Source organism: Streptomyces sp. NPDC055140 (genome assembly GCF_053607285.1).
On the sequence record NZ_JBSGTG010000015.1, the window covers coordinates 38,547 to 60,178 of the forward strand.

The 21,632-nt window shown below is 69.6% G+C and carries 19 protein-coding genes and 1 pseudogene; 10 read left to right on the top strand and 10 right to left on the bottom strand.

What is annotated here, in order from left to right; all coding sequences use genetic code 11:
* Positions 1-2,109: 2,109 nt before the first annotated feature.
* Both ACWFR4_RS26380 and ACWFR4_RS26385 read left to right on the top strand, forming a co-directional pair.
* A pseudogene (locus ACWFR4_RS26380) lies at positions 2,110-2,379 on the top strand (hypothetical protein); the annotation flags it as partial.
* Between the two features lie 78 nt (positions 2,380-2,457).
* The gene (locus ACWFR4_RS26385) at positions 2,458-2,691 is read left to right on the top strand and encodes a hypothetical protein (RefSeq protein WP_453654858.1); all 234 of its coding nucleotides are present in this window, start codon (positions 2,458-2,460) and stop codon (positions 2,689-2,691) included.
* Between the two features lie 35 nt (positions 2,692-2,726).
* Here the strand turns inward: ACWFR4_RS26385 and ACWFR4_RS26390 are convergent, their stop codons facing one another.
* The 3 genes from ACWFR4_RS26390 to ACWFR4_RS26400 form a co-directional block, all read right to left on the bottom strand.
* Complete coding sequence (locus ACWFR4_RS26390) at positions 2,727-3,497, bottom strand: DUF6227 family protein (protein ID WP_453469228.1); 771 nt, start codon at positions 3,495-3,497, stop codon at positions 2,727-2,729.
* Between the two features lie 134 nt (positions 3,498-3,631).
* Positions 3,632-4,915 carry a L,D-transpeptidase gene (locus tag ACWFR4_RS26395; RefSeq protein ID WP_453463793.1) on the bottom strand — a complete coding sequence of 428 codons (1,284 nt, stop codon included), beginning with the start codon at positions 4,913-4,915 and terminating at the stop codon, positions 3,632-3,634.
* A 147-nt stretch (positions 4,916-5,062) separates the two neighbouring features.
* Positions 5,063-6,151, bottom strand: a complete 1,089-nt coding sequence (locus ACWFR4_RS26400) for a P1 family peptidase (RefSeq protein WP_453654860.1) — start codon at positions 6,149-6,151, stop codon at positions 5,063-5,065.
* 262 nt (positions 6,152-6,413) lie between these two features.
* Between ACWFR4_RS26400 and ACWFR4_RS26405 the strand changes: the two genes are divergently transcribed.
* Together ACWFR4_RS26405 and ACWFR4_RS26410 are read left to right on the top strand one after the other, a co-directional pair.
* The gene (locus ACWFR4_RS26405) at positions 6,414-7,055 is read left to right on the top strand and encodes a hypothetical protein (RefSeq protein ID WP_453654862.1); all 642 of its coding nucleotides are present in this window, start codon (positions 6,414-6,416) and stop codon (positions 7,053-7,055) included.
* Between the two features lie 349 nt (positions 7,056-7,404).
* Positions 7,405-7,587, top strand: coding sequence for a hypothetical protein (locus ACWFR4_RS26410; protein WP_116512499.1), 183 nt, complete (start codon positions 7,405-7,407; stop codon positions 7,585-7,587).
* Between the two features lie 7 nt (positions 7,588-7,594).
* Here the strand turns inward: ACWFR4_RS26410 and mscL are convergent, their stop codons facing one another.
* The 6 genes from mscL to ACWFR4_RS26440 form a co-directional block, all read right to left on the bottom strand.
* Entirely contained in the window at positions 7,595-8,053 is a 459-nt protein-coding gene (gene mscL / locus ACWFR4_RS26415; protein WP_453655008.1) for a large conductance mechanosensitive channel protein MscL, read from the bottom strand.
* Between the two features lie 150 nt (positions 8,054-8,203).
* The gene (locus ACWFR4_RS26420) at positions 8,204-8,779 is read right to left on the bottom strand and encodes an RcpC/CpaB family pilus assembly protein (RefSeq protein ID WP_453654864.1); all 576 of its coding nucleotides are present in this window, start codon (positions 8,777-8,779) and stop codon (positions 8,204-8,206) included.
* A gap of 209 nt (positions 8,780-8,988) precedes the next feature.
* A complete protein-coding gene (locus ACWFR4_RS26425) occupies positions 8,989-9,864 on the bottom strand; it encodes an S-methyl-5'-thioadenosine phosphorylase (protein ID WP_453463808.1) in 876 nt (291 codons plus the stop codon).
* Positions 9,865-9,957: 93 nt separating this feature from the next.
* Positions 9,958-10,302, bottom strand: a complete 345-nt coding sequence (locus tag ACWFR4_RS26430; RefSeq protein WP_453463811.1) for an FmdB family zinc ribbon protein — start codon at positions 10,300-10,302, stop codon at positions 9,958-9,960.
* A 197-nt stretch (positions 10,303-10,499) separates the two neighbouring features.
* Positions 10,500-11,792 (bottom strand): MFS transporter, encoded by a 1,293-nt coding sequence (locus ACWFR4_RS26435; protein WP_453654866.1) that lies wholly within the window; start codon positions 11,790-11,792, stop codon positions 10,500-10,502.
* 371 nt (positions 11,793-12,163) lie between these two features.
* Positions 12,164-13,684 (bottom strand): potassium/proton antiporter, encoded by a 1,521-nt coding sequence (locus ACWFR4_RS26440; protein WP_453463847.1) that lies wholly within the window; start codon positions 13,682-13,684, stop codon positions 12,164-12,166.
* Between the two features lie 268 nt (positions 13,685-13,952).
* Here ACWFR4_RS26440 and ACWFR4_RS26445 point away from each other — a divergent pair, with 268 nt between their 5' ends.
* The gene (locus tag ACWFR4_RS26445; RefSeq protein ID WP_453463817.1) at positions 13,953-16,775 is read left to right on the top strand and encodes a penicillin acylase family protein; all 2,823 of its coding nucleotides are present in this window, start codon (positions 13,953-13,955) and stop codon (positions 16,773-16,775) included.
* A gap of 74 nt (positions 16,776-16,849) precedes the next feature.
* Here ACWFR4_RS26445 and ACWFR4_RS26450 read toward each other — a convergent pair whose 3' ends face one another.
* Entirely contained in the window at positions 16,850-17,452 is a 603-nt protein-coding gene (locus tag ACWFR4_RS26450; RefSeq protein WP_453463820.1) for a 5-formyltetrahydrofolate cyclo-ligase, read from the bottom strand.
* Between the two features lie 84 nt (positions 17,453-17,536).
* Here ACWFR4_RS26450 and galU point away from each other — a divergent pair, with 84 nt between their 5' ends.
* The 5 genes from galU (at position 17,537) to ACWFR4_RS26475 (ending at position 21,538) form a co-directional block, all read left to right on the top strand.
* On the top strand, positions 17,537-18,439 hold the full coding sequence (galU, locus tag ACWFR4_RS26455) for a UTP--glucose-1-phosphate uridylyltransferase GalU (RefSeq protein ID WP_453463823.1): 903 nt from the start codon (positions 17,537-17,539) through the stop codon (positions 18,437-18,439).
* Between the two features lie 4 nt (positions 18,440-18,443).
* Positions 18,444-19,793 (top strand): molybdotransferase-like divisome protein Glp, encoded by a 1,350-nt coding sequence (gene glp / locus ACWFR4_RS26460; RefSeq protein ID WP_453463825.1) that lies wholly within the window; start codon positions 18,444-18,446, stop codon positions 19,791-19,793.
* 85 nt (positions 19,794-19,878) lie between these two features.
* Positions 19,879-20,373, top strand: a complete 495-nt coding sequence (gene moaC, locus ACWFR4_RS26465; protein WP_375995161.1) for a cyclic pyranopterin monophosphate synthase MoaC — start codon at positions 19,879-19,881, stop codon at positions 20,371-20,373.
* A complete protein-coding gene (locus ACWFR4_RS26470) occupies positions 20,370-20,870 on the top strand; it encodes a MogA/MoaB family molybdenum cofactor biosynthesis protein (protein ID WP_116512508.1) in 501 nt (166 codons plus the stop codon). Before moaC ends, ACWFR4_RS26470 begins: the two co-directional genes overlap by 4 nt.
* On the top strand, positions 20,867-21,538 hold the full coding sequence (locus ACWFR4_RS26475) for a GNAT family N-acetyltransferase (protein ID WP_453655010.1): 672 nt from the start codon (positions 20,867-20,869) through the stop codon (positions 21,536-21,538). Before ACWFR4_RS26470 ends, ACWFR4_RS26475 begins: the two co-directional genes overlap by 4 nt.
* Positions 21,539-21,632: the final 94 nt, after the last annotated feature.

The window sequence follows — 21,632 nt, forward strand, 5'->3', positions numbered from 1 at the left end:
GGTGTTCGGGGTGTTGGCTCCGCCTCCGCCACCCGGTGTGTTGGGTGTGTTGGGGGTGTTCGGGGTGTTGGCTCCGCCTCCGCCACCCGGTGTGTTCGGGGTGTTGGGGGTGTTGGGAGTGTTGGCTCCGCCTCCGCCACCCGGTGTGTTCGGGGTGTTGGGGGTGTTGGGAGTGTTGACTCCGCCCCTGCCACCCGGGGTGTTCGGTGTGTTGGGCGTGTTCGGGGTGTTGACTCGGCCCCTGCCCGGTGTGTTGGGGGTGTTGGGGGTGTTGGGGGTGAACCTGTTCCTGCCACCCGGAGTGTTGGGGGTGTTCGGGGTGTTGGGGGTGAACCTGTTCCTGCCACCCGGGGTGTTGGGGGTATTCGGAGTGTTGGGGGTGAACCTGTTCCTGCCACCCGGGGTGTTCGGTGTGTTGGGCGTGTTCGGGGTGTTGACTCGGCCCCTGCCCGGTGTGTTGGGGGTGTTCGGGGTGTTGGGTGTGTTCACTGTGCCCCTGCCACCCGGTGTGTTGGGTGTGTTCGGGGTGTTGGGGGTGTTGGCTCCGCCTCCGCCACCCGGTGTGTTCGGGGTGTTGGGGGTGTTCGGGGTGTTGGCTCCGCCTCCGCCACCCGGTGTGTTCGGGGTGTTGGGGGTGTTCGGAGTGTTGGCTCCGCCTCCGCCACCCGGTGTGTTCGGGGTGTTGGGGGTGTTCGGAGTGTTGGCTCCGCCTCCGCCACCCGGTGTGTTCGGAGTGTTGGGGGTGTTGGGTGTGGGCACAACTGCAGTGCTCTGGGTCGTGGATACAGCCTCTGCGCTGGCTACGCCAACTGTTGCAGAGAGCAGCGCTGCGGCGCAGGAGGCTCCTGCGATGCGCGCGATCCTATTTCGAGCAGTGAACATGGGAGACCTCGCCCTCGGTTTCCAACCAGGTGAACCGTCCCACTGGGCGGCTGGCATTTCGCCTAAAAATGGAGTGCCCGAATATTCGCTTGGTGAATATTCGACGCTGAGAGGGTCACTGGGTTACCACTTCCCGGAGGAGTTGGCGAGGGTGTCGGATATTGATCTGGAGTGGGTGGCCGCGCCTTGCCAACGGCATGCACAACCACACTCTGCGGCAGCGGATTGTCCGCGCCAGCCGACGCTGCTGTTGTGGCGAGCAGCGCGATGACATACAAACCACCGACTGCATGCAGTACGTGCTCGCGAGCGCTGACCACGGCTTGAGGATCCTTCTGAGAACCGGTCCTCAAGTGGAGTGCCGCAGGGAAAGTGATTCTTCAATACGTGGAATCACACCCTCAGGGGCATTTCGCGCCAGGCGTTCGCTTGACTGCCACTCACATATGCAGCTTAGTCCAGAGGTTGCGGCTCGACCACTCGAGTGACTTTGCAGTGTGAATCCCGTACGACATCCGCTGCCTACTCGGTTGGATTTGTCGTGATAGAGGAATGCAGATGGCTTCATCCGCGGCCACCGCCACAGCGCTTTGGCCTTGCGAGAACAGGGATTTTCCCAGACGGGGGGAGCCGTGGCGATCCGTTGCCCGGCGCCTTCCCTGCTCATATCGGCCATGGCGCTGGCCATACATTCACACTAGCCCCGGCGCGACGTCTACGCAGCTTGCGGCATGCTCTGCCCTGTGTATGAGGGCAGTTCTGGCCGACGGGCACCGCAATGACAGCAGCAAGCGGCTACCCCTCCTCGATGCGATTCCGCGGGGCGGCGGCTTGTCTCATCCCGTGAAGTAGCCGATACGGAGGTCTGACTCCGCAGGTCGCGGCGACGGCCGGCCCGGTGCGTTGCCGAAGATGAGGCTCTGGCCTGCGAGAGAAGCTTGGGGAGCGCGTCCTGCGCCTGGCTTCCTCGCCCCATGTGTGGCACACAGACCGAGGTCCGGTTCTCTACGCCACTTCGAAGGGTGCGCCCCTCAAAACGTCTGGATGGCCGCTGGATATAAGCGCGCACAGGCTACCTATATTTCTTTGACCTCGCATTTTCGCGCCGTCCCGCACCCCTTTCGAGAGGTTTATTTGAATGGGCGTTGTCGTGTGGATCCAGGAACCTCAGAGGCGTAAAGGCTCTTGCTGGAGTTTTTCTGGGACCTCGTTCGGCCTCGTTCGACCTCGTTCATCACCGAGGGCGCGATCCCGTTCGCCGCGGCGGACCCGCTGCGCGTCATCCCCGCCTCGATGACGGGTGGCGCGGTCATCGGCGCCCTGTCGATGGCCTTCGGCTGCACCCTGCCCGCCCCGCACGGCGGCATCTTCGTGGTCCCGCTGATCGGCGACCCGTTCCTCTACCTCATCGCGAGTGCCAAGAAGGCTCATCGCGAGTGCCGAGAAGGCGCGATTGCCGAGAAGGAAGGGGAGCCGAAGATACCGGTCGCCGCCTGACAGTTCGGAACTGTCCGCGAATGCGAGATACGTCACGGTCCGGGGCCAAAGTCCCGGACCGTGGTGTTGACTGGGCCCATGCCTGAGCACCTGTCGTACTTCCAGCAGATAGGCGTGGCGTTCCTCGCGGCCGCCACCGTGGTGTGGGTGGTGGGTCTCGTCCGGCTGGTGCGCCATGTGGGCTGGGGTGCCGAGCAGCCCCTCGCCTCGCTGCCGGTCCAGGGCGGTCCGCCCGCCCAGGAGTCCGTGCCGCTGACGCCGGACGAGCACGACGCGTTCGCGGGCCTGGTACGACAGTTCGGCCGCCGTTAGTCGCCGGCCGCGGTTGGCGGCCGACGCTTGTGCAGCTAGCCGCAGCTGGGGCGGGAGCGGTCGGTGGCGCGGCACTGCATCGCCGCGCGGGCCTCGTCCTGTGTGGCGTACACCTCGCACATGTGACGGCCGTCCGGCGTCGCCGTGTGCTCGATCTCCCAGAGACTGATCTCGCTGCCGTCGTGCAGCAGGAACGCGTGCTCGTACAGCGTGAAGCCGAGGCGCGGGCGGCCGAACGCCTGCGTGATCTGGTGCGCGTACGCGGTGTGCAGGAGCCGGGCCGTGTCGGGTCCCGGGCGGTCCTCGTTCTCCGCGCGGCGCAGCAGGCGGCGGGCGTGGTCCGCCGAGTCGTCGGCCGCGTAACTGCGGCGCGGCTCGGGGATCGACGGGAGCTGGAGCGGGAGCGGGAGTTCGAAGTCGGGGGCGGCCTCGCGGGGCAGCGGGAGGCGGTCCGTCGCCAGGTGGAGGTCCTCCTCCGACGTGTACACCTCGTGCTGGGTCCCCCGCTCGGGCATCGTGTTGTGGACGAGCTCCCACAGGGTGAGCGCGCTGCCGTCCGCGAGCAGCCACGTGTGCCGGTACGTCTCGCGGTGCAGGCCCGCGCTGTGGTGTGCGGAGTGCAGCGAACTGTCGTACGCGAGCGCGCAGTCGAGGCGGGCGAGGGCCTCGTCGGGCAGCTCGAAGGAGTTCAGGGCCCGGCCCAGCAGGCGCCCGAGGTGCTCATCCGGCTTGTGCGTGCCGTCCGGCTGATGCGACTCGTGCGACTCGGGTGGCTCGTACGCTGTGGTGTCGTACGGAACGCTCAAGGCATCTCCCGGCGTTGCTACATGTCACCTTGTGGGTGCATACCGTAGCCCCTAGGTCGGACATCATGTCCTCGAAATCAGAAACGAACGGGCCGCGCGGGGAAGTTCCCGCGCGGCCCGTCCTTATGGGCGCGTCAGGCGCCGCTGCCCGCCGTCCACTGGCTCCACGACATGTTCCAGCCGTTGAGGCCGTTGTCGGGCGCGATGGTGGTGTCGGGGGAGTGCTTGACGGTCACCACGTCGCCGACGAGCGAGTTGTCGTAGAACCACTTGGCGATCGTCGCGCCGCCCGCGCCCTGGACGTCCGCGAGGCCGATGCAGCCGTGACTGGTGCCGGAGCGGCCGAAGGGCGGGTTGCCCTTCGGGTACCAGTAATTGCCGTGGATGAACGTGCCCGACGAGGACAGACGCATCGCGTGCGGGACATCGGGGATGTCGTACTCGCCGCCGAAGCCGACCGTCGACCCGTTCATCCGGGTCTGCACGAACTTCTCGGAGATCACCATCTGCCCGTTGTACGTGGTGTGCTGCGCGCTGCCGGCCGAGATCGGGATCGTCTTGATCGTCTTGCCGTCCCGCACGACCGTCATCGTCTGGGTGTTGACGTCGACCGTGGAGACCTGGGATCGGCCCACGGTGAAGCTGACCGTCTTGTTCTGGACGCCCGTCACGCCGTTCGCGCCCTGCACGCCGTCCAGGTCGATCTTCATCGTGACCTTGGAGCCGGCCTTCCAGTACTCCTCGGGGCGGAAGTCGAGCCGCTGCGCGCCGAACCAGTGGCCCACGATCTTCTGGCCGCTGCTGGAGGACACCGTGATGTGCGACTGCACGGCCTTCTTGTTCGTGATCGCCTTGTCGAACGTGAACGAGACCGGCATGCCGACGCCGACGGTGGTGCCGCCGTCCGGCGTGTACGTGCCGATGAAGCTGCCCGACGTGGTGACCGTCGTGAAGATCGAGTTGGCGGCGGCGGTACGACCGTCGGAATCCTTGGCGGTGGCCGAGATGCGGTACTTCGTCCCGCGCTCGAGCTGCTCCTTGGGCTTCCACACCGAGCCGTTGGCGGTGAGTGAGCCCGGCACGGTCTTCCCGCTGTCGGGCTCCGTCATCTTCACGTCGGTGAGCTTGCCGGACTTGACCTTCACGCCCGTCGCGTTGATGGACGCCCCCGTCGAACCGTCCTTGGCCGAGATCGTGATCTGCGCGGCGGACGAGCCCTTGCCCTTGGTGTCGCCGTTCTTGCCGTCGGCGTTCTCCGCGTTGGCGCTGCCGCCGCAGGCGGTGAGGGCGAGCGCGGTGACGGTGACCGCGGCCGTCGCCACCAGGACCCGCCGCGCGGTACGCCTGCGACCCTGCTCGGGCTGCCGGGGATGCTGCTGGTGCGCGGCTGTGTCCGGGGTTGTCACGAGATGCTCCATGATTAGTCAGTTACTCCAGTGTGTGTAGAGAGGGCGAACTGACCGGAAAGGTTCCTTCGGGAAGATGTGAACGGAGACACAGGCCACGCCAGGAACCGGGCCGGTCGGGCGCGTGGCGCGCCCCCCGAGTGGTGGGCGCCCCGTGCCTCAACTCCCGTACAGATCCCCGTACGAGAGGAACGTCCCACCCGGCCCCCGCACCGACTCCGCCGCGAGTACCGCCCGCACGATCGCCCGCGTCACCATGTCCGCGCCCGCCGCGAGGATGTCGTTCAGCGCGAGGGGGTTGGCCTCGTCGAGCGGGTGCGTGCCGGTCGCGACGGCGAACACGGTGTCCCCGTCGTTGAGGAGGTGCACGGGACGGACGGCGCGCGCGATGCCGTCGTGCGAGGTGCCCGCGAGCTTGTGCGCCTGGGAACGGGTGAGTACCGCGTCCGTGGCGACGACGGCGAGCGTGGTGTTCATCGGCGGCGCCTGTCCGGCGGCCTCCTCCTTGGCCCGCGCGATCCGCTCCTGCGCCGCCGCGTGCGCCTCCGGTGAGGGGTACGGATACGGGTGCGAGGGCGGGTGAGGTCCGCCGTCCCGCGCGTCGGTGGAGTCCGGGGCGAAGAACCGCCCGTAGAGCGCGCCCGTCGCCGGATCGACCGCGGAGCCCACCGCGTTGGCCACGACCAGCGCCGCGACCGTCACCCCCGAGTCGAGCACCGTGCTCGCCGTGCCCACGCCGCCCTTCAGCCCGCCGATCACCGCGCCCGTACCCGCGCCCACCGAGCCCTCCGCGACAGACGAGCCCGGCGCGGAAGCGGCCGCCGCCTCCACCGCCGCGCGGCCCGTCGCCGCGTCGGGCCTGGCCCGGAACTCCCCGCCGCGCCCCAGATCGAAGACGCACGCGGCGGGGACGACCGGCACCACCTCGCGCGGCCCGGCCCCCACCCGTACGCCCCGGCCCTGCTCCTCCAGCCACGCCATGACACCCGACGCGGCGTCCAGGCCGTAGGCGCTGCCACCCGTCAGGGTCACGGCGTCGATGCGCCGGACCACATTGCGCGGGTCGAGCGCGTCCGTCTCCTTCGTGCCCGGGCCGCCGCCGCGTACGTCCACAGCGGCGGTCATCCCGCCCTCGGGCGCGAGCACCACCGTCGTCCCGGTCAGCCAGCCGCCCTCGCCGGCGCGGGTGGCATGACCGACCCGCAGGCCGGCGACATCGGTCAGGGCATTGCGCGTGGGGGTCGTCATACGGCATGCGTATCACGTGAGTTGGGACCCGAGGCCGCCTCCGCGCACGCCCTGAGGGAGTGAATGTCACGCCCTCAGCGACGGTGAGCGCGGCCACGATGCCCGCCGCCGGCTCGCGCCGAACGGCAGGTGACGCACGGGGCTTTGGTCCGCCCAGATGGCGACCAACGCCTCTTGTCCCCTATATCCGGGACGCACCTATATCCGGGACGCACTGTGGAGGAGTAAGGAACTCCCACCTCCCTCCCACCAGGAAGTCGCCATGAGTCCTGCCCTCAAGGACGCCCCGCCCGTCGAACGGACGGCCGGCTCGTACGATCCCCAGCAGTACCGACCCGGCCGCACGATCATGGGCTGGGGGCCGGAGAACGATCTCTTCTGGAAGTCCGTGGGCCAGCGCGTCGCCGCCCGCAACCTGTGGATCGCCGTCCCGGCGCTGCTCGTCGCCTTCGTGGTGTGGCAGGTCTGGAGCGTCACCGCCACCAACCTCACGGACGTCGGCTTCGCCTACAGCACCCCGCAGCTGTTCTGGCTGACGGCCGTCCCCGGCCTCACCGGCGGCACGGCCCGGATCTGCTACACGTTCCTCGGCCCGTTCCTCGGCCCGTTCCTCGGCCCGCTGCTCGGCCCGCGCATCGGCCAGCGCCGCTTCACCGCGCTGTCGACCGTCGTCCTGATCGTCCCGCTGATCTGGCTCGGCTTCGCCGTGCAGGACACCGGCGCCCCGTATGCCGTCATGGTGGGCATCGTCGCGCTCTGCAGCATCGGCGGCGCCAACTTCGCCTCCTCCCTCGCCAACATCGGCTTCTTCTTCCCCAAGCGGGAGAAGGGCAACACCACCGGCATCAACGGCGGCCTCGGCAACCTCGGCGTCTCCGTCGTCCAGCTGGTCACCCCCGCGTGATCACCAGCTCGGTCCTCACGATCGGCTCCGCCCAGCACAAGGCCGACGGCACCCCCGCCCACGCCAACGCGCTCAAGCAGGGCGAGATGGAGTCCGCCTCGGTCACCGGCTTCACGTCCGCCATCGCGGCGTACGGCTTCTTCTTCTCCCGGCGATGTTCGCGAACTTCGCCGGGACCAGCTCCCTGTGGTGCTTCGTGGGCTTCTACGTCACGTGCATCGGCATCTGCTGGTGGTTCTACGCCCGCAAGGGCGCCGAATCCCCCAGCTGACCCCACGACCCGAGCGGCCCGCACCCCTGCACCCCGCACCCCGCTCCCGACGCCCCCGGACGGACGTACGCTGGGGGCATGAGCACCGCCCCTGACCCCGAACCGCGCGATCCGAAGAGCGCGCTGGTCTTCGATGATCCGCTGAGCACGCAGTCCTCGGACGACACGGACCGAGGGTGGGGCGAGCGGCCCACCGCCGGCGGCGACAGCGCCGCCGACCTGGCACGCTTCCTCGACGAGAAGCCACCCCACCACCTCTGAGCCGCGGCTACTGCTCGCTGTGCCCAGAGCCGCGCTGCGCCACCAGGGCGTCGCGGATTTCCTTCAGGACCTCCAGCTCGGACAGCTCCACGACCTCCGCGGCGCCTTCCTTCGCGGCATCCCGGGCCGCCTTCCTGGCGAGGTACTTGGCCATCGGCAGCACCATCAGGAAGTACACGACCGCGGCCGTGATCACGAACGTGAGAGTGGCGCTGAGCACCGAGCCCCACAGGATCTCGATGCCGTCGTCGCCCGGGCAGGTGCCCTTCAGGCACGACGTGTAGCCGTTCAGGTCCTTCGTGCCGAACGCGCCGACCAGCGGGTTGATGACGCCCTTCACGACGGAGTTCACGATGTTGGTGAACGCGGCTCCGATGACGACGGCGACCGCAAGGTCGATCACATTGCCGCGCATCAAGAAGGCCTTGAAGCCCTCCCACAGACTCGGCTTCTTCTTCTCGCTCACCAGAAGGCCTCTCTTCACTTGTGCAGGATGTGGAGCAAACAGCTCCGCAACCTACGACAGCGCCTGGCGGGCCTGTCCAATTCGCCAACTCGAACGAGGGACTTGACTTCGAAACCGTGCGGACCGGCCCGTCCGGGCACCCGAAATTGATCACCACAGGGCCACCGCCAGCCGCGAGGTGGCACCGGCCCCGGCGAGCCGCGCCGCCGTCTCTCGAGGCACGGACAGGACGACCAGAGCGCCGCCCTCCGCGGCAACTTCGCCGGCTGACTCCGCCGACTCCGCTGAATCCGGCACGGAACTGACCCGCGCCCCCGCCGCGACGACCCTGCCGCCCTGGCCCCCGGATCCCGGCCCATCACCGGCGCCGGCTCCCGCGCCCGCCGCCACGACGTCGACCCGGTCACCGGGCCGCAGCAGCCGCACCGCCGCCGCGTCCGCGATCCGCACCGGCGCGGACACCGTCACGACCGACCGCCGCACCCGCTCCCGCCCGGAGCCCGAGGACTCGGAGCCTGAGGAGCCCGCGCCGGAGGATCCGGAACCGGTGGACCCCGCCCCCGACGGCCCCGCGGCCACCAGCACCGCCGCCGTCAGAGCGAGCCCCGCAGCGACCGCCCGCCGCCGGTGCCGGCCCGCACGCCGTGACCGCCACCGCCCGCCGCGCACCCGCAGCGGCGCGAAATGAGGGACCTCGCACGTCGGGGGAGTGCTGAACGGGGACATGGGCGACCACCACCTGGATCGAGAGGCATCGGACAACATCGAAAAGCCTCGGAACGCGCAAGCTCGAAAGCTCGCCTCGCGCTCCACGATCCAGGCCCGCGCCGATTCCCGCTGAGCCCCGTGCACTACTCGCCGGTTGTGGACAACTCCCTCACCCGAAGGCAAAGTTCAGCACCGGTCAACACCGTTCAGCACCTTTCAGCGCGCGGCTACGGCAGCGCGATCCCCGGATCCATCCCCCCGAGCGCCCTCACACACAGGCAGTCCCGCTCGCCCTCCGCCGGCAGTCCCGCCACCGCGTCGAAGAGCACCGTCCGCAGCCGGTCCACATTGGCGGCGAAGACCTGGAGAACCTCGTCGTGCGACACGCCCTCGCCCGACGCGGCGCCCGCGTCGAGGTCGGTGACCAGGGTCAACGACGTGTAGCAGAGCTCGAGTTCACGCGCGAGCATCGCCTCGGGGTGACCGGTCATGCCGACCACCGACCAGCCCTGGGCGGCATGCCAGCGGGACTCGGCGCGGGTCGAGAACCGCGGCCCCTCGACCACGACGAGAGTCCCGCCGTCCACCGGCTCCCAGTCACGGCCGCGTGCCGCCTTCACGGCGACCCGGCGCCCGGCCGGGCAGTACGGGTCGGCGGGCGACACGTGCACCACGTTCGGCACGGCCCCGTCCGCCAGCGGCTCCCCGTCGAAGTACGACTGCGCACGGGCCTTCGTCCGGTCCACGAACTGGTCCGGCACCAGGAGTGTCCCCGGCCCGAACTCGGGCCGAAGGCCGCCCACGGCGCACGGGCCGAGGACCTGCCGGACGCCCACCGAGCGCAGGGCCCAGAGGTTGGCACGGTAGTTGATGCGGTGCGGCGGCAGATGGTGGCCGCGGCCGTGGCGGGGCAGAAAGGCGACCTTGCGGCCCGCGATCTCGCCGAGGAAGAGCGAGTCGCTCGGCGCTCCGTACGGGGTGTCGACCTGGACCTCGGTCACGTCGTCCAGGAACGAGTAGAAGCCGGAGCCGCCGATGACGCCGATCTCGGCCGTGACCCGTGTGTTCGCCGTGTTAGCCGTGCCCGGAACTGTATTCGCCATGCCCGGCACAGTATCTGTCCGGGAACGCCGAAAACCCTGTCGTCGGTGGACGACAGGGTTCCGTAAGAACTTGGCCGAAGCGGCCGAGCGGCCTTACGCGGCGGAAGAGCTCGAGGACGAGCTCGAAGAGGAAGACGAAGCGGAGGTCGAGGACGTCGACGTGGAGGACGACGACCCGGACGACTTGGAGTCCGAGGACGAAGACTTCGTGTCCGAGGCCGACTTCGCGGACGACGGCGCCGGCGAGCTGCTCGACGAGGAGCCGCGGCTGTCGTTGCGGTAGAAGCCCGATCCCTTGAAGACGATGCCGACCGCCGAGAACACCTTCTTGAGGCGTCCGTCGCAGCTGGGGCACACGGTCAGGGCGTCATCGGTGAACTTCTGCACCGCCTCGAGGCCCTCGCCGCATTCGGTGCACTGGTACTGGTACGTCGGCACTTGCTTCCTCCTGGCACTCTCACTCGATGAGTGCTAACGATCGTCCATGTTAACCCGTGCCGCCAGCAATTGGAGTAACGTGCGTCACTTGCCATCGGGCAAGCGGTCAGGGCTTGACCGTCACGAGGGCCTGTCAGCCCAAGTGAGAAGCCGCCTCGGCGGCGGAGTCACAGTGACGTATTCCGCGAAAACGTGCGTCACATCTCACCGATCGCGACAGGTTCGCGATGGGCCGCTCCGCGCGTGACCACCTTGGTCACGCGTGGCGGCACGAGGCGGGATCGCAGGGTCGCCAGGAGCAGCAGGGCGAGCACCGTGCCGCCCATCGGGACGAGGAATCCGGCGCCGTCCCAGAGGCGGTCCTCCAGCTGGCCGGCGACCGTGACGGCCGCTGCCTGGCCGAGCGCGACCGCGCCCGTGAGCCAGGTGAAGGCCTCGGTGCGGGCGGTCGGGGGGACCAGCTTCTCGACGAGCGTGTAGCCGGTGATCAGGGCCGGAGCGATGCACGTGCCCACCAGCAGGCCGACCCCGGCGAGCAGGAGCACGGACTGCGCGGCCCAGAGGCCGGAGGCGGTCACGGCGAGGGCGGTGTAGGCGAGCAGGAGGCGGCGCTGGGGCGCGATCTTCCAGGCGACGGCTCCGCAGACGATGCCGGAGAGCATGTTGCCCGCGGCGAACGTCCCGTACAGGACACCGTTCAGGCCGGGCTCGCCGATCGACTCGGTGAAGGCGGCCAGGGCGACCTGCATGCCGCCGAAGACGGAGCCGATGCCGAGGAACGCCACGATCAGGACGCGCACTCCGGGGACGCGCAGCGCGGAAACGTGCTCCACGCGTGCGTGGACGTCGCCGACGGATCGCGAGGGCCGAGGCTGCGTGCCGCGCTGCGCGGCGAACAGGAGGCCGCCCACGAGCGTCAGGGACGCCTCCATGACGAGACCGGCGGCGGGGTGCACGCCGGTGCACAGGGCGGTCGCGAACAGCGGGCCGAGGACGAACGTGAACTCGTCCGTGACCGACTCGAAGGCGGCGGCCGTGGTCATCAGAGGCGAGCCCTGGAGCTTGACGCCCCAGCGGGCCCGCACCATGGGTCCGATCTGCGGGGTGGAGGCGCCGGTCGGGACCGCCGCGACGAACAGGGCCCACAGGGGGGCGTCGCTGAGCGCGAGCAGCGTCAGCAGGAGCACGGACGCCGTGTGCAGCAGGACGCCGGGCATTAGGACGGCGCGCTGCCCGAAGCGGTCGGCGAGCTTGCCCGTGAAGGGGGCGAACAGCGCCATGGAGACGCCGGTGGTGGCGGAGACGGCGCCGGCGGTGCCGTACGAGCCGGTGGTGTGCTGCACGAGCAGGACCGTCGAGATGGTGAGCATCGCGAACGGCTGCCGGGCGGCGAAGCCGGGGAGCAGGAACGTCCAGGCGCCGCGGGTGCGCAGCAGCTGTCCGTATCCGGGGCGCTTGCCGGTGACCGTGGCCGTGTAATTCTCTGGCACGGCCCTTGCCTTTCTGCCGCCTGGTAGCGCTGACCCGGTGGGGTGCGCCGAGAGCCGTCCTCATGCGCCGGGAACCGAGTGATACCGGGGTCCGCGCCAGGAGGGCCTGGGCCATGCAGGGTATGCAAGGGAACCGCGGCCGCTTTGCGGTCGCGCCGGCTCTACATCAGGCAGAGTCGGTGGAACTTCAGGTGTGTACCGACCATGCTAACGGCCGGAGCGGCCGCTTTCTTCCGCGTAGCGGAACTTCATCCACCGGCAATCGACCCGCCATCCACTCGCCGGCTCCCGCAAGGAGCCCCAGCTTGCGCCGCGGCACCCCAGCTTCCGCCCCGGCGCCCCAGTTCCCGCCCGGCGTCCCCGCTCCCCGCCTACTGAGCCCGTCGTCCGCGCCCCGCGGACCCGTTCCCCGAGAGCCATCCGGCGAGCTTGCCGCCCTGTGCCACGGCCCGCAGCCGGGCCTCGGCCTCGTCCCGCACCTGGTCCGTCGCCACCACGAGCAGTTCGTCGCCGTGCCGCAGGACGGTCGTCGGCAGCGGCACGAAGGACTGCTTCTCGCGCACCACGAGCGTGACGGCGGCACCCGAGGGCATCCGCAGCTCGCTGACCTCGACGCCGTGCATCCGGGACTCCTCGGGGATCGACACGGACAGCAGATGTCCGCGCAGCCGCTCCAGGGGCGCCGATTCGATGCCGAGGTCGGCGGCGGACGCGGAGTCGCTTCCGAGCCGCAGCTTCCGGGCGAGCCAGGGCAGCGTCGGTCCCTGGATGAGCGTGTAGACGACGACGAGGACGAAGACGATGTTGAAGATCCGGGTGCTGTCCTCGACGCCGTTCACCATCGGGATGGTCGCCAGGATGATCGGCACCGCGCCGCGCAGTCCGGCCCAGGACATGAGGGCCTTCTCCTGCCAGGGCATCCGGAACGGCAGAAGACTCAGGACGACACTGAGGGGGCGCGCCACCATCGTCAGGACGAGACCGATGACGATCGCGGGCCAGAAGTCGTCCACGAGGTCGTGCGGGGTGACGAGCAGGCCGAGCAGGACGAACATGCCGATCTGCGCGATCCAGCCGAGCCCTTCGGCGAAACCGCGGGTGGCGGGCCAGTGCGGCAGTTTCGCGTTGCCGAGGACCATCGAGGCGAGGTAGACGGCGAGGAATCCGCTGCCGTGGGCCATGGCTCCGGCGGCGTACGCGGTGACGGCGATGGCCATGACGGCGATCGGGTAGAGGCCGGAGGCGGGCAGTGCGACGTGCCGCAGGCCGAAGGAGCCGAGCCAGCCCACCGCGATCCCGATCGCGGCGCCGATCGCGAGTTCGAGGGTGATCTCGCCGATGAGGCTGTACCAGTGCTCGATGGGTCCCGCCGTGGAGAAGGCCACCACCAGGATCACCACAGGGGCGTCGTTGAAGCCGGACTCGGCTTCCAGGACGCCCGTCACGCGGGACGGCAGCGGCACCTTGCGCAGCACGGAGAAGACTGCCGCGGCGTCCGTCGAGGACACCACCGCGCCGATGATGAGCGCATGCCGCCACTCGAGCCCCACGACGTAGTGCGCCCCGGCGGCCGTCACACCCACGCTGATGGCGACGCCGACCGTGGACAGCAGGACGGCGGCCGGCAGCGCCGGTTCGATCTCTTTCCACTTCGTGCCGAGGCCACCCTCGGCCAGGATCACGACGAGGGCCGCGTAGCCGATGACCTGTGTCAGCTCGGCGTTGCTGAACGACACGTTTCCGATGCCGTCCTGACCCATGGCCACCCCGATACCGAGGTAGAGGAGCAGGCTCGGCAGACCGCTGCGCGAGGAGATGCGCACGGCGGCCACGGCGATCAGCAGGACCAGCGAACAGACGAGCAGGAGCTGGTTGAGGTGGTGGACAGTCAGGGGCTGTTTCCTTCCTCCGAAGGTCGTACGGGAGGGCCCGTACGGGTGTACGGGACGCCGCGGAACGACCAGGTACTTCGTTACCTTACCTAATCGTTAACGCTTTCTTGACGCCGTCCGGGGTGACCTCGGGCGGTTTGGGGCCCCGGGTTCTTGACACCGCGTCCGAGGCCGCCGTGCCCTGCGCCTATGGTTGCTCCAGCGCTCCGTGACCCCACAGCCCGCCTGCAGCCTGCTCTGCCGCTCGCGAAGGACAGCAAGGACAGCGATGCCCTCGAACACCAACGCCTCTTCCGGCCATTCGTCCGGCAAGAAGAAGGGCCGCAGAGCCCGACTGATCGTGATCGTGCTGGTTCTGGCCATTGTCGCGGGCATCGGCTACGGCACGTACTGGAGCGTCAGTACCGTGCGTGCCTCCCTCCCGCAGACGAAGGGCTCGATCAAGCTCGACGGGCTCTCCGGTCCAGTGGACGTGAAGCGGGATTCCTACGGGATCCCTCAGGTCTACGCCTCGTCCGACGAGGACCTGTTCATGGCCCAGGGCTATGTGCAGGCGCAGGACCGCTTCTGGGAGATGGACGTCCGCCGCCATATGACCTCCGGCCGGCTCTCCGAGATGTTCGGCAAGAGCCAGGTCAAGACCGATGAGTTCCTGCGGACGCTCGGCTGGCACCGGGTGGCGCAGAAGGAGTACGACTCCAAGCTCTCGCCCGAGACGAAGAAGTACCTCCAGGCGTACGCCAAGGGAGTCAACGCCTACCTCGCCGGCAAGGACGGCGGGGACATCTCCGTCGAGTACGCGGCGCTCGGGTTCACCAACGACTACGCGCCGCAGAAGTGGACGCCGGCCGACTCCGTGGCCTGGCTCAAGGCGATGGCGTGGGACCTGCGCGGCAACATGCAGGAAGAGATCGACCGCTCCCTGATGACGAGCCGTCTTGGCCCGCAGCAGATCGCGGACCTGTACCCGGACTACCCGTACGACCGGAACAAGGCGATCGTCCAGTCGGGCTCCTACGACAGCGCGACCGGCTCCTACGGGGAGGGCTCCGGCGGGTCCGGAAGTCAAACCGGTACGGGTACGGGCACCGGAACGGGTACCTCCACCGGAACCGGAACCGGAACCGGAACCGGCACCGGCACGCAAGGCGCCGCCGGCACCGGTCTCGCCGGCAACACCGAGGCCCCCAACGGCCTCCAGAGTCAGCTGACCGGGCTCTCCGACGCCCTGGACCAGGTCCCCGCGGCCGTCGGCCCGAACGGCAACGGCATCGGCTCCAACTCGTGGGTGGTCTCCGGAGCGCACACCATCACCGGGAAGCCGCTGCTCGCCAACGACCCGCACCTGTCGCCGCAGCTCCCGTCGGTCTGGTACCAGATGGGCCTGCACTGCCGGAGCCTGTCGGCCTCGTGCCAGTACGACGTCACGGGCTACACGTTCTCCGGGATGCCCGGCGTGATCATCGGCCACAACCAGGACATCTCCTGGGGCATGACGAATCTCGGCGCCGACGTCACCGACCTGTACCTGGAGAAGCTGAACGGCGGCGGCGGGTACCAGTACGACGGCAAGACGGTCCCGTTCAAGACCCGCAAGGAGACCATCAAGGTCGCCGGCGGAGACGACAAGACCATCACCGTCCGCGAGACCAACAACGGTCCGCTGATCTCCGACAGGGACGACGAGCTGGTCAAGGTCGGCAGGAAGGCGAAGGTCGACGCGGCCGCCCCCGACCGGGGCGACGGCTACGGGGTCTCGCTGCGCTGGACCGCGCTGACCCCCGGCAAGTCCATGGACGCCGTGTTCGAGCTGAACAAGGCGAAGGACTGGACGCAGTTCCGCAAGGCCGCCGCCGACTTCGAGGTGCCCTCGCAGAACCTGATCTACGCCGACACCAAGGGCAACATCGGCTACCAGGCGCCCGGCAAGATCCCGGTCCGCGGCAAGGGCGACGGCTCGCTGCCCGCCCCCGGCTGGGACGCCGCGTACCGCTGGAAGAGCTACATCCCGCAGTCCGCGCTGCCGTACGAGTACAACCCCAAGCGCGGCTACATCGTGACCGCCAACCAGGCCGTCATCGACAAGGACAAGTACCCGTACCACCTCACCTCCGACTGGGGTTACGGCACGCGCAGCCAGCGCATCACCGATCTGATCGAGTCGAAGATCGCCGGCGGCGGCAAGATCTCCACCGACGACATGCGCACCATGCAGATGGACAACAGCAGCGAGATCGCCAAGCTGCTCGTGCCCAAGCTGCTCAAGATCGACGTCTCGGACAAGTACGTCCGTGAGGCGCAGAAGCTCCTGGAGAACTGGGACTACACCCAGAACCCGGACTCGGCGGCCGCCGCGTACTTCAACTCGGTCTGGCGCAACATCCTCAAGCTGTCCTTCGGCAACAAGCTCCCCAAGGAGCTGCGGGTCAAGGGCCAGTGCCTGAGCGTCGAGCCGGCCGGTGACACCGGCCCGGCGGACGAGGACCGCCGGGTGCGCGAGTGCGGCGAGCGCGACGCGGACTCGGCGCAGCCGGACGGCGGCGACCGCTATTTCGAGGTCGTCCGCAAGATCATCAACGATGAGAACAACGACTGGTGGAAGGCCCCGGCCACCCGTACCGACGCCGAGACCAAGACCCGCGACCAGCTGTTCGCGCGGGCCATGGAGGACGCGCGCTGGGACGTCACGGCCAAGCTCGGCAAGGACATCGACACCTGGAGCTGGGGCCGGCTGCACCAGCTGAGCCTGAAGAACCAGACCCTCGGCACCGACGGACCCGGCTGGCTCCAGTACGTGCTCAACCGCGGCCCGTGGAAGCTCGGCGGCGGCGAGGCGGCCGTGGACGCGACCGGCTGGAACGCGGCCGGCGGCTACGGCGTCATCTGGGTCCCGTCGATGCGCATGGTGGTCAACCTCGCGGACCTCGACAAGTCCAAGTGGGTCAACCTCACCGGAGCCTCGGGGCACGCGTTCAGCGCGCACTACACCGACCAGACCGAGAAGTGGTCCAAGGGTGAACTCCTCCCGTGGGTCTCCTCGGAGAAGGCGGTCGGCGCGAACACGAAGGACACCCTGGTGCTGCGGCCCTGACGACGGGCGACACCACATGAGAGGGCCCTCCACGCACGCGTGGAGGGCCCTTTCGTGCCACCGGGGCAGGCGGTTCACCGGAAGCGGCGCACTCCCGAAGGCGTCACCACGGCGTGCACGGGTCGGTCGTGCGGCTCCTCGGGGACACGCTCGACGACCTCGCCGTCGTACAGGAGCACCACGAGCGCCGGATCCGCGTCCGCGCGCTCAAGGCGCGCGAGGACCCGGTCGTACGAGCCGCCGCCACGGCCGAGCCGCATGCCGCGCCCGTCGACCGCGAGGCCCGGCAGCAGCACCACGTCGGCCTCCACGACGGCCTCGGTGCCGAGCGGCTCCCCGGAGGGCTCCAACAGGGCCATCTTTCCCACATGTTGCACGCGCGCGAGGGACTCCTGTCCGTTGTAGGCGCCCCAGTCCAAGTCGTTGTCCTCGAGGAGTACGGGAAGCAGGACGCGTACTCCGCGCGCGTGGAGCGCGTCGAGCAGCGCGCGGGTGCCCGGCTCCCGGCCGACGGAGACGTATGCGGCGACGGTCCGCGCCCCGGCCAGCTCGGGAAGTTCAAGCGCCTGACGGGCGAGCACACCGGCCGCCGTCTCGACGTCATCGGCGGGCAACCCCGATCTCACCTGGAGGAGTTCTGCCCGCAACGCGTTCTTGTCAGCCTTTGACAAACACATAGCCAGCTCACAAACCCCTCATATAGGCATCAACTTAACTGGAAGCAAATCTTCCGCCCAGACGCTACGGATATGGTTCACCGCATGACTGAGTCGCACCCCAGGATCAGCAAGGCTGTCATCCCCGCCGCAGGCCTCGGCACCCGGTTCCTGCCGGCCACCAAGGCAACGCCCAAGGAGATGCTGCCGGTCGTCGACAAGCCGGCGATCCAGTACGTCGTCGAGGAAGCCGTGTCCGCCGGCCTCGACGACGTACTCATGATCACAGGCCGCAACAAGCGGCCCCTGGAGGACCACTTCGACCGCAACTACGAGCTCGAGTCGGCTCTCCAGAAGAAGGGCGACGCCGGCCGCCTCGCCAAGGTCCAGGAGTCCAGCGACCTCGCGACCATGCACTACGTCCGCCAGGGCGACCCCAAGGGCCTCGGTCACGCCGTCCTGTGCGCTGCTCCCCACGTCGGCCAGGAGCCCTTCGCGGTCCTCCTCGGCGACGACCTGATCGACCCGCGCGACCCCCTGCTCGCCCGCATGGTCGACGTCCAGGAGCAGCGTGGCGGCAGCGTCATCGCCCTCATGGAGGTCGAGCCCTCGCAGATCCACCTCTACGGCTGCGCCGCCGTCGAGGCGACCGAGGACGGCGACGTCGTCAAGATCACCGGCCTCGTCGAGAAGCCCGACCCCGCGGACGCCCCGTCGAACTACGCGATCATCGGCCGCTACGTCCTCGACCCCGCGATCTTCGAGATACTCCGCCGGACCGAGCCGGGCCGCGGCGGCGAGATCCAGCTCACCGACGCCCTCCAGCAGCTCGCCGACGACGAGAAGGTCGGCGGCCCCGTCCACGGCGTCGTCTTCAAGGGCCGCCGGTATGACACCGGAGACCGTGGCGACTATCTGCGTGCCATTGTCAGACTCGCGTGCGAACGTGAGGACCTGGGCCCGGACTTCCGCGCCTGGCTTCGCAGTTACGTCACCGAGGAGATGTAGCACCTTGAGCAGCACGACCACGCACGTCACAGGCCAGCAGCACATCTGGTCGGTGGCGGAGCACCTGGAGGACATCCTCGCCACGGTCCGCCCGCTGGAGCCCATCGAGCTCCAGCTCCTCGACGCACAGGGCTGCGTCCTCGTCGAGGACATCTCGGTGCCCCTCTCGCTGCCCCCCTTCGACAACAGCTCGATGGACGGGTACGCGGTCAGGGCCGCCGACGTGGCGGGCGCGAGCGAGGACTTCCCCGCGGTGCTCACGGTCGTGGGGGACGTCGCCGCGGGCCGGGTCGGGCGGCTCCGCGTCGGGGCCGGCCAGGCCGCCCGCATCATGACCGGCGCCCCGCTCCCGCCCGGCGCCGAGGCCGTCGTCCCCGTCGAGTGGACCGACGGCGGCCTGGGTGAGGGCCCGGTCTCCGGGATGCGCGCCCACAGCGCCGCCCCCGAGGGCGCCTCCGGCGAGGTCCGTGTGCACCGCCCCGCCGAGGCGCGTGCGCACGTGCGCGCCAAGGGCAGTGACGTGAAGGCGGGCGACCGAGCCCTGGAGGCCGGCACGGTCCTCGGCCCGCCCCAGATCGCCCTCCTCGCCGCGATCGGCCGCGGCACCGTACGCGTGCGCCCGCGCCCGCGCGTGGTCGTCATGTCCACCGGCAGCGAACTCGTCCAGCCGGGCGAGGAGTTGGCCGAGGGCCAGATCTACGACTCCAACAGCTTCGCCCTCACCGCCGCCGCCCGCGACGCCGGAGCGATCGCCTACCGCGTCGGCGCGGTGGCCGACGACGCGGAGACACTGCGCTCCACCATCGAGGACCAGCTGATCCGCGCCGACCTCATCGTCACCACGGGCGGCGTCAGCGTCGGCGCGTACGACGTCGTGAAGGAGGCGCTGACCTCCGTCGGCGACTCCGAGGACGAGACCGGCATCGGGGCCGGCAGCGGAGTCGAGTTCCGCAAGCTCGCCATGCAGCCGGGCAAGCCCCAGGGCTTCGGCACCATCGGCCCCGAGCACACCCCGCTGCTCGCCCTGCCGGGCAACCCCGTCTCCTCGTACGTCTCCTTCGAGCTGTTCGTACGCCCCGCGGTGCGCACCCTCATGGGCCTGCCCGCCGCGGACGTCCACCGGCCGTCGGCCCGCGCGGTCCTGAAGTCGGCCAAGGCACTGAGCTCGCCCGCAGGACGACGCCAGTTCCTGCGCGGGACGTACGACGCCGAGGCCGGGACCGTCACCCCTGTGGGGGGCTCCGGATCCCACCTCGTCGCCGCGCTCGCCCACGCGGACGCGCTGATCGTCCTGCCCGAGAAGACCACGTCGGCCGAGCCCGGCGTGGAAGTGGACGTGGTCCTCCTCGGCTGAGCGCCCCGTCCGCGCGATACCGTGTCGCGCACAACAGGCCGCGCGCCGTACCGCGCGGCCCACGGACCGGGAGCGCCAGAGCACCATGAGCAGTTCGCAGGACCGACTGACGCACATCGACGAGGCGGGCGCGGCCCGCATGGTCGACGTGTCCGCCAAGGACGTGACCGCGCGCACCGCCCGTGCCAGCGGCCGCGTCCTCGTATCGCCCCGCGTGGTGGAGCTGCTGCGGGGCGAGGGAGTGCCCAAGGGCGACGCCCTCGCCACGGCGCGCATCGCCGGAATCATGGGTGCCAAGCGCACCCCCGACCTCATCCCGCTCTGCCACCCGCTGTCGGTGTCCGGAGTGAGACTGGACCTGTCCGTCGCCGACGACGCGGTCGAGATCCTCGCCACGGTGAAGACCACCGACCGCACGGGCGTCGAGATGGAGGCCCTGACGGCCGTCTCGGTGGCCGCGCTCACGGTGATCGACATGGTGAAGGCCGTCGACAAGGGCGCCGTCATCACGGACGTACGCGTCGAGGAGAAGACGGGCGGCAAGTCGGGCCACTGGACCCGCCCGGAGGCCGGGGAATGAGCCCCTACCGCGCCCTGGTCGTCACCGCCTCCAACCGCGCCGCCGCCGGGGTCTACGCCGACACGGGCGGTCCCCGGATCGCGAAGGGCCTCGAAGCCATGGGCTTCCAGGTCGACGGGCCGCAGGTCGTGCCCGACGGGGATCCGGTGGCCGAGGCGCTGCGGGCCGGTGTCGACGCCGGGTACGACGTCATCCTCACCACCGGCGGCACCGGCATCTCGCCCACCGACCGGACCCCCGAGGCCACGCGCAGCGTGCTCGACCACGAGGTGCCCGGCATCCCCGAGGCCATCCGCGCGTTCGGACGCGAGAAGGTGCCCACGGCCGCGCTCTCCCGGGGCCTCGCCGGCGTCGCGGGACGCACCCTGATCGTGAACCTGCCCGGGTCGTCCGGCGGCGTCAAGGACGGCCTCGCGGTACTCGGCACCCTGCTGACCCACGCCGTCGACCAACTGCGCGGCGGCGACCACCCCAGACCTGACGGGGGTGCGAGCTGAACAGCCCATCCTGGCCGGTCGAGCTGACGGACGGTGACGTCTGTCTGCGCCCGATAAAGCTGCGCGACCAACGGGCCTGGCGCGAGGTCAACCGCCGCAACCGCGACTGGCTGCGCCCTTGGGAAGCGACCATTCCGCCGCCCACGCCCAGCGGCCCCATCGCCCACCGTCCGACCTACCGTCAGATGGTCCGCCATCTGCGCGCCGAGGCGAGCGCGGGGCGCATGCTGCCCTTCGTCATCGAGTACCAGGGGCGCCTGGTCGGGCAGTTGACGGTGGCGGGGATCACCTGGGGCTCGATGTGTTCGGGCCATGTCGGCTACTGGGTCGACGAGTCGGTGGCCGGTCGCGGCGTGATGCCGACGGCGGTGGCGCTCGCGGTCGACCACTGCTTCCGCACGGTGGGCCTGCACCGCATCGAGGTCTGCATTCGCCCGGAGAACGGGCCGAGCCGCCGGGTCGTCGAAAAACTCGGATTCCGCGAGGAAGGGCTGCGGCCCCGCTATCTCCACATCGACGGCGGGTGGCGCGACCATCTCGTCTTCGCGCTCACCGCGGAGGAGGTCCCGGAAGGCCTCCTGAGCCGCTGGCGTCACAAGCGTGGCGGCAACGCCGCTGGTCCGGGTGGTCCGAACGCCGCGGGGCGGCCCGGCACATCGCCGAAATGAAATAAGTGTTCGAAATTGATCGGAGATCGTCCGCCGCAGGCATTAAATTCGCTCGACGGGTGGCGCGTTCATGCCTCAGTCGGAAAAAAAGCTC